Origin of the sequence: Clostridium luticellarii, assembly GCF_002995845.1 — a bacterium.
In the GTDB taxonomy this organism is placed as follows: Bacteria; Bacillota; Clostridia; order Clostridiales; family Clostridiaceae; genus Clostridium_B; species Clostridium_B luticellarii.
This window is the reverse complement of the sequence record NZ_PVXP01000082.1, coordinates 1-11,916: the sequence shown is the minus strand read 5'-3', so window position 1 is coordinate 11,916 and position 11,916 is coordinate 1. Positions and strand designations below refer to the sequence as shown.

The window sequence follows — 11,916 nt, the reverse complement described above, 5'->3', positions numbered from 1 at the left end:
TTTAGTATATTGTCTTTATTTCATAATATCATATTAGTATAATATGTACAATAAAATTCTGACGAAATTAATGTTTTTATATCATTATGTGACTAATTTTTTTCAATTGACTGTTAATTAAAATTAGTCATAAAATAACTTAGAACACACAGTGTGTTCTAAGTTATTTTATGACTACTGTGAAGGCATCTTGTTGATACTGAGAGATTTCAAATTTTTCTTTATTTCATCCCGTGTCTTTCCTATACTTGAATCCACTGAAGCTGTCAATGCTCCCTCTACCAGTGCTGCATTTATTATTTCCACTTTAGATTGAATATCTTCATCTAGAAATTCAACAGCTATTTGAGCATTCATATATGCACTGCCCAAATCAAATAATATAAGTACGCCATCTTCGCTGTAAACTTCCATTACAGCATTTTTTATTTTATCTACGTCAGTTCCCAGCTTCCCGTCTGATGTTCCTCCTGCAGATGCAATATTGCCTCCCGGTGACATCTGCTCAACTAAACATTTAACCCCATGGGCAATTTCGCTGCTGTGAGATACAATTACAATACCTACCATAAAAAACACCTCATATCAATTGCTTGTCAACCTCTTTACCTCTTCATAGATAGTATTAAGTATAATATAACTTGAAGTAGCTCCAGGATCCTGATGTCCTATACTTCTTTTACCCAAATAGCTGGCCCTTCCCTTTCTGGCACTTATGTTCTTAGTATCATTCATTCCTCTAAAGGCTTCATCTCTTGCTCTTTTAAGAGCTTCCACACTGCTTAATTTCTTATCCAGTGAATTTTTTAATGAATCCACCGCTGGCTCTATGGAATCCACCATGGTCTTATCTCCCCGCTGAGCTTTTCCCCTCATCTTGATTCCAGCCAATGCTTCCTTCAGCATCATAAAAAAATCGTTTATATCCACAGTGCTTTTATCCTTTACCGATACCGATGCCTTCATAAAAGCCGTACCATAGAGAGGGCCCGAAGCTCCTCCAACTTTGGAAATCAATGTCATACCTACATCTTTCAGCATACTTCCTATATTGCCTTCATCTTCATACTTCAATTTTTCTCTTACAGCTGAAAATCCTCTGTCTAAATTCAAGCCATGATCTCCATCTCCTATGGCAGCATCCAATTTAGTCAGATAATCTTTATTTTCTCCTATAACTGCAGCTATGGAAGTTATCATTTTCTTCACCTGTTTTCCGTCTACGCCCATATAATTCAATATCTCCTTATACTATACCACTTTAAATCCCAGTGTATTTGATTTTTCATCCAATAATTCTTTTAATTCCCTGTCCAATTTCAAGAGAGTTATGGAACAGCCTGCCATCTCAAGAGATGTCATATACTCCCCCACAAAAGTTCTATGAATATTTATTCCCTTTTGTGTTAAAATTTCATTTACCCTTTTATTTATTATATAAAGCTCCATAAGAGGTGTACCAGACATGCCGTTTACCATAACAGCGGCTTCTTCTCCATTTCTAAAGGTCATGTCCTTCAAAATTTTATCCAGCAGTTCTTCTGCTATATCATCCGCCCTCTTTATTTTCTCCCTATGGATTCCCGGCTCTCCGTGGATACCAATTCCTATCTCCATTTCATCATCCTTAAGAGTAAAATTAGGATTCCCCGCTGCTGGAACTATACAGGGTGTCAGTGCCATTCCCATGCTCCGTACATTTGCCACAGTTTTTTCTGCAACTCTCTTTACTTCCTCCAAGCTTGCCCCTTGTTCTGCTTTTGCGCCGGATATCTTATGCACAAATACAGTGCCAGCAATTCCACGTCTTCCTGCAGTGAAAGTGCTGTCTTCAACTGCCACATCATCATTTACAACCACGCTGTCTACTTTTATGCCGTCCATATCCGCCATATCCTTTGCCATATCGAAATTCATCACATCACCGGTATAATTTTTTATTATAAGCAATACTCCTTTGCCTCCATCTACTTCCTTGATGGCCTCATATATCTGATCCGGAGTAGGAGAAGTAAATACAGAACCCAGCACTGCCGCACTTAACATTCCCCTTCCAATATATCCCGCATGGGCTGGTTCATGTCCACTTCCTCCACCACTTACCAGTGCAACCTTTCCCTTTACAGGTGCATCACTTCTCATCAGTATATTTCCCTTTGTACTCTTTCTCAAATATTCCGGATGTGCAGCCGCAATTCCCTGTATCATATCTTCCACTACAAAATTAGGATTATTTATTAACTTTTTCATAATATAATACAGTCACTTTCAGTGACAATCCCCCTTAAGCTTATATTTTGATCCTCTCTATAATAATATATTACCTATATTTTATCAAAATATAATATAATTGTGAATATTTCATTACAGGAGTCAAAATATTTTGGTACATTTGCAATCACAATTACATATTATGAAAGATACAAGGACATATTTTTACCTATGCAATTTCTTTTAAAATAAATAAGAACAACAGGAAGTGATTTTAACATGTCTCATTCAGAAACATTTTATAATTATAGAGAATTTATAACTGGTGTAGATGCAAAGGTACCGCTGAAAAATGGAAAACTTGTACCTGCTATAAACTTTGACAATGCCGCAACTACTCCCCCTTTCAGCTATGTTGTGGAAAGATTAAATAGCTTTTTACCCTATTACTCATCCATTCATAGGGGAACCGGCTTTAAATCCAAATTGTCTTCAGATGCTTATGAAATGTCCCGGGATATCATATGTAATTTTGTACACTGTGATCCGAAAAAAAACACAGTAATTTATGTAAACAACACTACAGAAGCCATTAATAAATTATCCTACATTTTCAAAAATTTATACAAGGATTCAATTATATTGTCCACTAGAATGGAACATCATTCTAACGATCTACCCTGGAGGAGTAAATTCAAAGTGGATTATGTGGAAGTGGACGAGCTAGGCAGATTAAATCTGTCAGACTTAAAATACAAACTAAAAAATCATCACGGCAGGGTAAAACTTATATGTGTGACAGGAGCATCCAATGTAACCGGATATAAAAATCCTATATACAAAATAGCCAGAATTGCACACAGTTATGGAGCTGAAATTTTAGTAGACGGTGCGCAGCTTGTGCCCCATTATCCTGTATATATGAAACAGAAATCAGAAGAAGAATCCATTGACTACCTGGCTTTTTCAGGCCATAAAATGTATGCTCCCTTTGGAATAGGAGTACTTATAGGCCCCAAAAATATATTCAAAAGTGCAGATCCGGAGTACAGTGGAGGAGGGACAATACAGATGGTGACAGATGATGATGTGATCTGGGATGATCCTCCGGGTAAAAATGAACCTGGAACACCCAATGTACTTGGAGTTACAGCTCTTGTCTCCTCAATTAAAATGTTAAATAAACTCTCTTTAAATTCTATAGACAAGAGAGAAAAGGACATATACAATTACGCTTTAAATAAAATACTTCAGCTCCCGGATATTACCCTATATTGTGATACGGACCCTAACTGCGACAAGGTTGCCATCATTCCTTTCAACATAAAAGGGGTGCACCATGAAACCACCGCCAGACTTCTGTCTGATCTATCTGGTATTTCAGTAAGAAGCGGCTGTTTCTGTGCCCATCCCTATGTTCAAAGGTTATTGAAGCTTTCTCCTGAAGAAATAAACTATTTCAAAACCCACTTCAATAGTTTTCGTCCCGGTATTGTAAGATTGAGCTTTGGCCTGTACAACACCTATAACGAGATTGATATTCTGATAGACACCCTAAAAAAAATAATCAAAAACAACTGCAATTAAAAATCAATAGTATTTGGTGGATTTTCGGCAATAACCGAAAATCTTCATTTACTATTGGTCTTTTTATAACCTATAAACCTTCCAGGATTTTTAAATTACGTTCCATATTATCAACTTGAAAGCCCTGCAGATAAAATTAATACCATAAATATCGGAATGCTGTCACATACAACCCATCCCAGAAATATAAGTACAGCACTTAACTTGCCGTGCTTGTTGAAAAAATACAGAATTAAATTATACAGAAAAAATAAATTTGTCATAATAAATATAAGAATTATAGGCACTGGATTAGATATGCCATATACCACTATGATATGGGCAGTAAAAATCAATGCTAGAGCAGTACCTAAAAAAAATACCACTTTGAGTCCCTCTCTATTTTTTACCTTGAGAAATATGTAAATTCCATCATATATGCACAGCATACAGGGTATCAATGCAAGTATTTCCAGCCTATCTATAAAAAAATATGCTGTAATTAAAACTGCTATAAATACCAATATCTTAATATTAAAATTTAAACTCTTTCCATTCATCTATATACCTCCTCACATTCAATATAAAATTTTTAAATTTATTTCTAATACGTTATCTTTCTTGTTATAATGATACTTGAAAAATAAAACTTATTCAACGTAGGGAGATGGTATTTTGTCATTATTTTTATTAGAACTCCTGGGTATATCTGTAATTGCAGGAACAATAGGTTCCATCCTGGGCCTAGGTGGTGGAACTATAATTACTCCTGCCCTTACCCTTTTATTTGGAATAGATATAAAATATGCAGTTGGAGCCAGCCTAATATCGGTAATCGCCACATCAAGTGGTGCTGCTGCAGCTTACATAAAAGATAGAATGACAAATTTAAGAGTTGGAATGTTTCTTGAAATAGCTACCACTATAGGTGCAATAACAGGGGCTTTTCTAGGAGGTATCATAAATCCCAACTATCTTTATTTTCTTTTCGGAATATTGATGCTGTACTCCGCTTTTGCCATGTTTAAAAAAGGGAAGACTGAGCTGCCCAGGAATGTAGAAACTCATCCTCTGGCAGAAAAGCTCAAATTAAATGGAGAATATTATGACAAGGCTCTGGGTAAAAATGTATACTATAGAGTATCCGGTGTCCCCAGCGGATTTGGAGTGATGTACGGTGCAGGAATCATTTCAGGACTTCTTGGAATTGGAAGCGGAAGTTTTAAAGTTATGGCCATGGATTTATTTATGAAACTTCCTTTGAAGGTGTCCAGTGCTACAAGCAATTTCATGATGGGTGTCACTGCAGCTGCCAGTGCAGAAGTATACCTGTTAAGAGGGGATATTGATCCCAAGATCTCTGCGCCAGTGGCTCTGGGAGTCTTAGCAGGTGCTACCATTGGAACTAGAATCATGCAAAATATGAAAAGTAAAACCATAAGAAAAATTTTTATACCTTTCTTAGTTTATATTTCCATAGAAATGATATTAAAAGGTATGGGGGGAAAATAAATGCACCAGAAAAAATCAGATGATGAAAATACCAAAGAAATGGAGATGATAATAGGCTCATTTCTGAGAATAGGAATAGCAGTAAGTTCAATTGTAATAGCTGCAGGAATTTTTTTGTTTCTGTTGTCCGGAAAAAGCGGTTATACTGGAGATTATTTTCCAACAACTCTTGTAGAGATATTAACGGGAAGTATTCAATTCAAGTCCTATGCAATTATATTATTGGGATTGCTGTTTTTAATGTCAGTACCCATTCTTCGGGTAGCAATCTCCATATTCGTATTTCTTAAGGAGAAAGATTATCTTTATGTAAAAATTACTACGCTGGTACTTATAATACTTATATTGAGTTTCTTTATAGGTAAAGCATAAGTGGGAAGACAGGTACGATCTGCCTTTCCACTTTAAGAAGTTAGGAGTGTTCAATGATAGCATTTGAATAAAAAAATCACACTCTGCTCAAAATAAATTTTTCCATGGCATAAGCTGCTCCATCTTCCCTATTGCTTTTGGTTATATAATCCGCAACTGATTTCAATCCCCGGGATCCATTTTCCATTGCTATTCCCAAACCTGCATATTTTATCATAGGTATATCATTATCCCAATCCCCTATGGCCAATATATCTTCCCTCTTTATTCCATAGTGATCCGCCACCTTTTTCAGCATACTGCCTTTATCCACTTTTTTGCTGAATATCTCCAGGTAATTTGGAAGGGAAAAATTAGCATTTATCTTATGAGAAAACTTGTCTAAAAGTATATCTTTCAATTTCAAAAGCTTTTTTCGTTCTTCTATAAGTACTATCTTGTACATGGTTTGATTATCATAAAATGAGGATAACTTTCCAACTGCACTCCAATCCTCTATATAATCACCCAGATTCATATAATTGGTGGATTTCTCTACATAAACTTTTTTATCATCAAATAATATGACATATACACCATTTTTCTCGGATAGATGTATAATTTCACTGCATATCTCTCTTTCAATAGGTTCCCCTGAAACCAGCTTTTCTCTTCTATATAAATTTGCTCCATTTAAACATATTGTAAAATTCTCAAGTCCCAATTGCTTCATGAAAAACCTTAAACTGTTATATTCCCTTCCTGATACCAAAACCACCTTTATTCCCAATTCTCTTACTTTTTTCAATGTGGTTACGGTTTTGTCACTTAAAACATGATTTTGATTTAATAAAGTTCCATCCATATCCGCAGATATCAATTTATACATAAATGTCCTCCTAAGCATTAACCAGTATATAATTATTAACAGGTTATATCAAATTATTTGACAACAAATACAAATATCACTACAATGTATTTGTGATAACGACAGAATTAACTATATTATACTAAAATTTAGAGGTATTGGTTATGAAAATTCATGAAAACGGGAAAAAATTTACAGCAGATCTGTTATTATTGCTGGCTGCTATGTTATGGGGCGGAGGTTATGCAGCTACAAAAGGTGCTCTAAATAATATAACCCCTTTATATATAATGGCCATAAGATTTCTGTGCGCTGGAATTTTAATTTCAATTATATTTTTCAAGACAATACTAAAGATAAATCTGGAAGATATAACCCGCGGATTCATAGTTGGTATATTCTTATTTCTGGCCTTTGCAGCCCAAACTATAGGTCTTAATTATACAACTGCCAGCAAACAATCCTTTTTAACTTCAGTCTATGTAATTGTACTTCCCTTTTTATGCTGGGCTGTATTTAAAACCAAGCCAACCCGTAAAGCTGTAATTTCAGCTGTAGTTTCTCTCATCGGTATAGGAATACTGAGTTTTAGATCCAATATGCAGCTAAATATAAATATTGGAGACTTACTGACACTTTTAGCTGCTGTACTATTTGCAGCACATATAATCTCCATAGCCTGCTTTGCAAGGAAATCCAATCCTATAATATTATCTGTAGTACAGATAATATCTGCCGGTATATTTTCCCTTCTAGCTGCAATTATTTTTGAACCCAGTTTTTCTGGAATACCCAGGAATGCACTATTTCCAATTTTTTATCTGATAGTTTTCAGCACTATGCTGGGATTTTTAATTCAAAATACGGCTCAAAAATACACCAGTCCTGATCATGTTGGAATACTGCTTTCTCTGGAATCAGTATTCGGTACAATTATATCCATAATATTTCTAAATGAACTGCTGACCACAAACATGATAATAGGCTGCGGTATAATATTTTTGTCTGTACTTATTTCAGAAACGAACTTAAAATTTACATTTAGGAAGAATATTTAAAATATATTTTCAGAAAATAATTTCCAGGATCTACTTTTCCTCCTTATTTTTGTTCTTCTTTATGCCCATTTTTTTAATTATGTCGGGAACCAGCTCTATGATTTTATCCAAACCATCTTTATTTTTAATTGAAATTATCTTGACTGTATCACCTCTTATTACAAGCACGGCATCTGCGGTTATTTTAGCTCCTGCCCCCATACCTGCACCAGAACCTTCATTTTTATCTTTATCCGAAGAAGCATCCTGTCCACCGCCAGCTGCACACCCAAAATTCACAGTTATAAATGGTACTAAAGTTATATCGCCTATATTTATAGGCTTTCCCACCACGGTTTCTGTCTTTAGAAAATTTTCCAATTTTGAAAACAGCATTTCTGCATTTTCCCTAATATCCATGTTAATACCTCCCTGTATATTAAATATCAACCGGCCTTAACCCGGCTGCTTTTTTCATATTTCCAACTTTTTCTCCTGTATATTTTATGAAACTTTATTTTTACGTGATCAGCCATAAAAAACTTAAAAGCTATAAAAATCAAGGATACAATTTTGAATCTCCCCTTAACTGCCACACTCATATTGAAAACTTCATTGAAAAAGTCCGGTTTCATATTTATGGATTTTTTTGGAACTATAGCTTTAATTATAGTAAAGAGCCCTCCCAACATTCCAGTAGTATAGGGATCCTTTAAACCATACCTTCCTTCTATTTTAACATACTCGGGCCTAATTATGAGTATGATTTTCTTTATAAATTTTTTATATCCGTAAATTTTTTCAATTTGCTTTAAAATATTGCCTTTAGATCTAGTATTATTGGACTCCAGATTCTTATTTTGCTTGGAATTCATATGAATTCTTTTTTTTACAAAGAATATTTTTATAAACAGCTCTATTTTTTTCTTATCTCCCACTCCTATAATAGAAATAATGCCTAAAAACAATTTGACTTTAAAATTATATTTGAATATATTTTTTCTCAGAATAGCTCCAATCTTGTATTTTGTATTACACACTATCACTAAAATCAAGAATACTAAAACTATCAAAATTACAATTCCCACTGCCTTCAACATTTCAAATTAAATACCTCCTCCTGTGAAATTTAAATCTGTGAATATATTTCACTATATATTATAAATTTACAATAAACAAAAACTTTGTCAAATTGAAATTGCAGAAAATAAATGTACATAAAAGCTGCATAATGATATTATATTTAATACAGGCAATAAAATTTTGAATTTTTGCAGGGAGTGAGCATATGCTTAATTACTATGGACTTATAACTGGAATTTTTGTATTGATTCTGACAGGTATTGGCCATATAGCTGTTATAAAGGGAGAGTACCACTTTGGAACAAAAATATGGCCATTATTTCTATTGCTTGGTGTATTCTGCATAGCATTTTCACTATCAGTTAAGAACAACATACTCTCTGCATTTTTAGGCATTCTTGGTTTCACGTCTCTGTGGGGAATACTAGAGTTATTCAAGCAGAAAGACAGGGTCTCCAAAGGCTGGTTTCCTAAAAAAAGATGATTAAAAAATATAAAGCAGGGTGTTCTGATGAAAAAGCATCATTTTATAAAATTATTATCAATATTTTCAATAGCAGCAGTGGTATTTTTGATATGTTGCATTTACATATTTCAAAATAAATTTACAGATATTTATAAATACAGTCAGATTAAAATACCACTGGAAGGTAAAATTATATGGGATAATTCCACTTTAAAAAATATATCTGTAAAATATAAGGGCAATACCAGCGCCGAAGTCTATATATTTCCCAGTGTGGACGGGAAATATATAATTATAAATCCTCCTGTAGACGGATTCCACGAAAATGATAAAATTTATGTAACCCTATCTTCAAAATTGCACTTTAAAAATTATAAAATGCAAGATGACAAAAAATTGTCCTTCAATGTAAAACCGGAGATTCCATCTTCACTGTCAAAAGCCGTAAAGAATCCCAGATACGGTGACATAGTTGGAACTACAGATAATTTCATGGGATATAAATACAATCATTATGGAATATACATAGGCAGCGGCAGAGTAATTCATTATTGCAGCAGTACAGGTGCAGCAGCAGATGCCCAGATAAAGGAAACTGATATGAATACCTATTTTAAGCCAGGGAATTACTTTATTTTAAATGTAAATGGCAGTATGAAATTCACCCCTAAGGAAACTGTCAGGAGAGCGGAAACAAGGCTGGGTGAAAAAAATTATAATCTTCTGCAAAATAATTGTGAGCATTTTGTAATCTGGGCTAAAACCGGCAGTTCAAAATCATACCAGCTGAGTAATCTGTCACAGGAAGAATTAACTAAGATAAAAATATTTACGGCAATGGGTGTAAACCTGCAGTAAACACTTGATTTTAACCTCCTATTTGATACATCATTCTCTTGCTTGCACTTTTATTTTCCAGATCCATATTATGCTGAAGGGGCTTACTATATATTCCCAGTTTTAAATTTTCTATAAGAAGCTTATCATCCCCTAAGCAGGATTTTAAATTAATCACCTTGTCTGAATGCAGACAGGGCTTTAGATTTCCCATTGAAGTCAGTCTTATTCTATTGCAGCTTTTACAAAATTTACAGCTGATTGGGCTTATAAATCCTATAGTACCCCGGTAATTTTTAACCTTGTACAGGGAAACCGTACTGTCTGAAAAAGTTGGTTTAGGACTTAATTGAAAAATACTTTTTATATTTTTTAAAACGTTTTCTGAAGATAGAAAATATGCTTTATAAAGCTCCTCAGCTTGTCCAATTGGCATCAATTCAATAAATCTAATTTCCAAAGGTAAATTTCTTGTAATATTTACAAAATCCACAATCTCATCTTCATTGAATCCTTTCATGAGCACCACATTTATCTTCACAGGTGTAAGTCCAATACTCAGGCACTTTTCAATGGATCTCAACACCCCATTTATATTACCTCCTCTTGTAATCTGATTAAACTTGTCCTCTTTTAAAGTATCCAAACTTATATTTACTCGCTTCAGACCAGATGATTTTAATTTATCCGCCAAATTATATAATAATGTACCATTGGTAGTAATCGCCAAATCAGAAATGCCCTGTATTTCAGCAGTTTTTTTTATCAAATAATCTATATTTCTCACTATGAGTGGCTCTCCCCCGGTATATCTGATTTTATTTACTCCAAGCCGGGCCGCTGCTCTGATAATTTTCAATATGTCTTCAAATCTCAGTAATTCGCTATGAGGCTTTTTTATTATTCCATCTTCGGGCATACAGTACATACACCTTAAATTGCACCTATCCACAAGTGATACTCTGAGATAATTTATCCTTCTTCCATATTTATCCTTCATAACTGTTCCCCCAATTTAATCAATACAACCGCATTGATATAATTTTGATTACATCAATAACTTATAACACTATAGTTCTATAATATACTATAAAATCATACTGTTCAAATACAATTTTAAGAATCGCCTTGAAAGTATAACTGATACTTTCAAGACGATTTTTAATTTGTAACATATTTTAAGGATCAGTAACCTGTCACAGTTTGAAGTGTTACTGAGCTTTATACATTCCCTTGCTCTCCATATACTTGTAGATGGATTCACCATGTTTCTGCTCCTCTTTTTGTATATGGTTCAATACATCCCGTGCATTTGTATCTCTGAACTCAAATATAGAAGTATCATATGTACCGGATATATACTTTTCTGTCATAAGCATATCCTTGCACATATCTTCATCACTCACCTGAGACATACCTGCCTTGGATGAAGAACTAGCTGCATTTGCATTAAAACTGGATTTAGACTGCTGCTTGTTATTTAAATCTGGTACCGTTCCACTTAAAAGTGAATTCACACTGTTTAAATGTTCCTGCTCAATGGAAGCATTGTTCAGAAACAACTGTTTTAGCTGAGAATCCTGGGCCTGATTGGCATAATTGGTGTATTTGTTTATACACGTGGTTTCATGGTTTTTTTGATCTTCCAGCAATAATCTTTCCTTATTTGTTAAATTTATTGACATAAAAACACCTCCATCTCTATTTTGTATAGTAAGAGGCTATTTTATACCTGATAAAAAAATACTTCAAATAAAATATAACTTATTTGAAGCAACAAAAGTTTTTTCAATTGTATGATATAGTAGAAAGATTTATGTAAACTCCTAATAAATGTAAAATATATATTGGAGGGTACATACATTGTATAGCAAAAAACTGTACAGGAGTTTACATAATCTAATTTACATACAGCCAACATTATACTTGATCTTATATATTTCAATAACATTACTCAATATGATTATATCATTAAACAACAATAT

15 protein-coding genes are annotated in these 11,916 nt (G+C 33.9%); 6 read left to right on the top strand and 9 right to left on the bottom strand.

Going from position 1 to position 11,916, the window contains the following annotated elements; all coding sequences use genetic code 11:
* Positions 1 to 174 precede the first annotated feature (174 nt).
* Genes dhaM through dhaK form a run of 3 tightly spaced genes read right to left on the bottom strand, consistent with a single transcriptional unit; the run spans position 175 to position 2,250 of the window.
* Positions 175 to 570, bottom strand: coding sequence for a dihydroxyacetone kinase phosphoryl donor subunit DhaM (dhaM, locus tag CLLU_RS16385; RefSeq protein WP_106010845.1), 396 nt, complete (start codon positions 568 to 570; stop codon positions 175 to 177).
* 15 nt (positions 571 to 585) lie between these two features.
* Positions 586 to 1,230 (bottom strand): dihydroxyacetone kinase subunit DhaL, encoded by a 645-nt coding sequence (gene dhaL / locus CLLU_RS16380; RefSeq protein ID WP_106010844.1) that lies wholly within the window; start codon positions 1,228 to 1,230, stop codon positions 586 to 588.
* A 21-nt stretch (positions 1,231 to 1,251) separates the two neighbouring features.
* A complete protein-coding gene (gene dhaK / locus CLLU_RS16375) occupies positions 1,252 to 2,250 on the bottom strand; it encodes a dihydroxyacetone kinase subunit DhaK (protein ID WP_106010843.1) in 999 nt (332 codons plus the stop codon).
* A gap of 240 nt (positions 2,251 to 2,490) precedes the next feature.
* Between dhaK and CLLU_RS16370 the strand changes: the two genes are divergently transcribed.
* Positions 2,491 to 3,798 carry an aminotransferase class V-fold PLP-dependent enzyme gene (locus tag CLLU_RS16370; RefSeq protein WP_106010842.1) on the top strand — a complete coding sequence of 436 codons (1,308 nt, stop codon included), beginning with the start codon at positions 2,491 to 2,493 and terminating at the stop codon, positions 3,796 to 3,798.
* 110 nt (positions 3,799 to 3,908) lie between these two features.
* On the opposite strand, the gene CLLU_RS16365 is transcribed toward CLLU_RS16370, so the two are convergent.
* A complete protein-coding gene (locus tag CLLU_RS16365) occupies positions 3,909 to 4,337 on the bottom strand; it encodes a hypothetical protein (protein ID WP_106010841.1) in 429 nt (142 codons plus the stop codon).
* A gap of 115 nt (positions 4,338 to 4,452) precedes the next feature.
* On the opposite strand from CLLU_RS16365, the gene CLLU_RS16360 reads away from it, so the two are divergent.
* Positions 4,453 to 5,289, top strand: coding sequence for a sulfite exporter TauE/SafE family protein (locus tag CLLU_RS16360; RefSeq protein WP_106010840.1), 837 nt, complete (start codon positions 4,453 to 4,455; stop codon positions 5,287 to 5,289).
* The gene (locus CLLU_RS16355; RefSeq protein WP_106010839.1) at positions 5,290 to 5,661 is read left to right on the top strand and encodes a DUF1634 domain-containing protein; all 372 of its coding nucleotides are present in this window, start codon (positions 5,290 to 5,292) and stop codon (positions 5,659 to 5,661) included.
* 76 nt (positions 5,662 to 5,737) lie between these two features.
* Here CLLU_RS16355 and CLLU_RS16350 read toward each other — a convergent pair whose 3' ends face one another.
* Positions 5,738 to 6,529 (bottom strand): Cof-type HAD-IIB family hydrolase, encoded by a 792-nt coding sequence (locus CLLU_RS16350; RefSeq protein ID WP_158255939.1) that lies wholly within the window; start codon positions 6,527 to 6,529, stop codon positions 5,738 to 5,740.
* A 143-nt stretch (positions 6,530 to 6,672) separates the two neighbouring features.
* On the opposite strand from CLLU_RS16350, the gene CLLU_RS16345 reads away from it, so the two are divergent.
* On the top strand, positions 6,673 to 7,566 hold the full coding sequence (locus tag CLLU_RS16345; protein ID WP_106010837.1) for a DMT family transporter: 894 nt from the start codon (positions 6,673 to 6,675) through the stop codon (positions 7,564 to 7,566).
* Positions 7,567 to 7,596: 30 nt separating this feature from the next.
* Here the strand turns inward: CLLU_RS16345 and CLLU_RS16340 are convergent, their stop codons facing one another.
* Positions 7,597 to 7,965, bottom strand: a complete 369-nt coding sequence (locus CLLU_RS16340; RefSeq protein ID WP_106010836.1) for a GerW family sporulation protein — start codon at positions 7,963 to 7,965, stop codon at positions 7,597 to 7,599.
* A 26-nt stretch (positions 7,966 to 7,991) separates the two neighbouring features.
* Positions 7,992 to 8,645, bottom strand: a complete 654-nt coding sequence (locus tag CLLU_RS16335) for a DUF2953 domain-containing protein (protein ID WP_106010835.1) — start codon at positions 8,643 to 8,645, stop codon at positions 7,992 to 7,994.
* 188 nt (positions 8,646 to 8,833) lie between these two features.
* Between CLLU_RS16335 and CLLU_RS16330 the strand changes: the two genes are divergently transcribed.
* Both CLLU_RS16330 and CLLU_RS16325 read left to right on the top strand, forming a co-directional pair.
* The gene (locus CLLU_RS16330) at positions 8,834 to 9,112 is read left to right on the top strand and encodes a DUF4491 family protein (RefSeq protein WP_106010834.1); all 279 of its coding nucleotides are present in this window, start codon (positions 8,834 to 8,836) and stop codon (positions 9,110 to 9,112) included.
* A gap of 27 nt (positions 9,113 to 9,139) precedes the next feature.
* Positions 9,140 to 9,952 (top strand): lecithin retinol acyltransferase family protein, encoded by an 813-nt coding sequence (locus tag CLLU_RS16325; protein WP_106010833.1) that lies wholly within the window; start codon positions 9,140 to 9,142, stop codon positions 9,950 to 9,952.
* Between the two features lie 10 nt (positions 9,953 to 9,962).
* Here the strand turns inward: CLLU_RS16325 and moaA are convergent, their stop codons facing one another.
* Both moaA and CLLU_RS16315 read right to left on the bottom strand, forming a co-directional pair.
* A complete protein-coding gene (gene moaA / locus CLLU_RS16320; protein ID WP_106010832.1) occupies positions 9,963 to 10,931 on the bottom strand; it encodes a GTP 3',8-cyclase MoaA in 969 nt (322 codons plus the stop codon).
* Between the two features lie 211 nt (positions 10,932 to 11,142).
* Entirely contained in the window at positions 11,143 to 11,616 is a 474-nt protein-coding gene (locus CLLU_RS16315; RefSeq protein ID WP_106010831.1) for a spore coat protein, read from the bottom strand.
* Between the last annotated feature and the right edge of the window lie 300 nt (positions 11,617 to 11,916).

Excerpts from the sequence above, each read along its gene's own strand:
- dhaM (WP_106010845.1), bottom strand. The coding sequence starts at position 570 with ATGGTAGGTATTGTAATTGTATCTCACAGCAGCGAAATTGCCCATGGG.
- dhaL (WP_106010844.1), bottom strand. The coding sequence starts at position 1,230 with ATGGGCGTAGACGGAAAACAGGTGAAGAAAATGATAACTTCCATAGCT.
- dhaK (WP_106010843.1), bottom strand. The coding sequence starts at position 2,250 with ATGAAAAAGTTAATAAATAATCCTAATTTTGTAGTGGAAGATATGATA.
- CLLU_RS16370 (WP_106010842.1), top strand. The coding sequence starts at position 2,491 with ATGTCTCATTCAGAAACATTTTATAATTATAGAGAATTTATAACTGGT.
- CLLU_RS16365 (WP_106010841.1), bottom strand. The coding sequence starts at position 4,337 with ATGAATGGAAAGAGTTTAAATTTTAATATTAAGATATTGGTATTTATA.
- CLLU_RS16355 (WP_106010839.1), top strand. The coding sequence starts at position 5,290 with ATGCACCAGAAAAAATCAGATGATGAAAATACCAAAGAAATGGAGATG.
- CLLU_RS16350 (WP_158255939.1), bottom strand. The coding sequence starts at position 6,529 with ATGTATAAATTGATATCTGCGGATATGGATGGAACTTTATTAAATCAA.
- CLLU_RS16345 (WP_106010837.1), top strand. The coding sequence starts at position 6,673 with ATGAAAATTCATGAAAACGGGAAAAAATTTACAGCAGATCTGTTATTA.
- CLLU_RS16340 (WP_106010836.1), bottom strand. The coding sequence starts at position 7,965 with ATGGATATTAGGGAAAATGCAGAAATGCTGTTTTCAAAATTGGAAAAT.
- CLLU_RS16335 (WP_106010835.1), bottom strand. The coding sequence starts at position 8,645 with ATGTTGAAGGCAGTGGGAATTGTAATTTTGATAGTTTTAGTATTCTTG.
- CLLU_RS16330 (WP_106010834.1), top strand. The coding sequence starts at position 8,834 with ATGCTTAATTACTATGGACTTATAACTGGAATTTTTGTATTGATTCTG.
- CLLU_RS16325 (WP_106010833.1), top strand. The coding sequence starts at position 9,140 with ATGAAAAAGCATCATTTTATAAAATTATTATCAATATTTTCAATAGCA.
- moaA (WP_106010832.1), bottom strand. The coding sequence starts at position 10,931 with ATGAAGGATAAATATGGAAGAAGGATAAATTATCTCAGAGTATCACTT.
- CLLU_RS16315 (WP_106010831.1), bottom strand. The coding sequence starts at position 11,616 with ATGTCAATAAATTTAACAAATAAGGAAAGATTATTGCTGGAAGATCAA.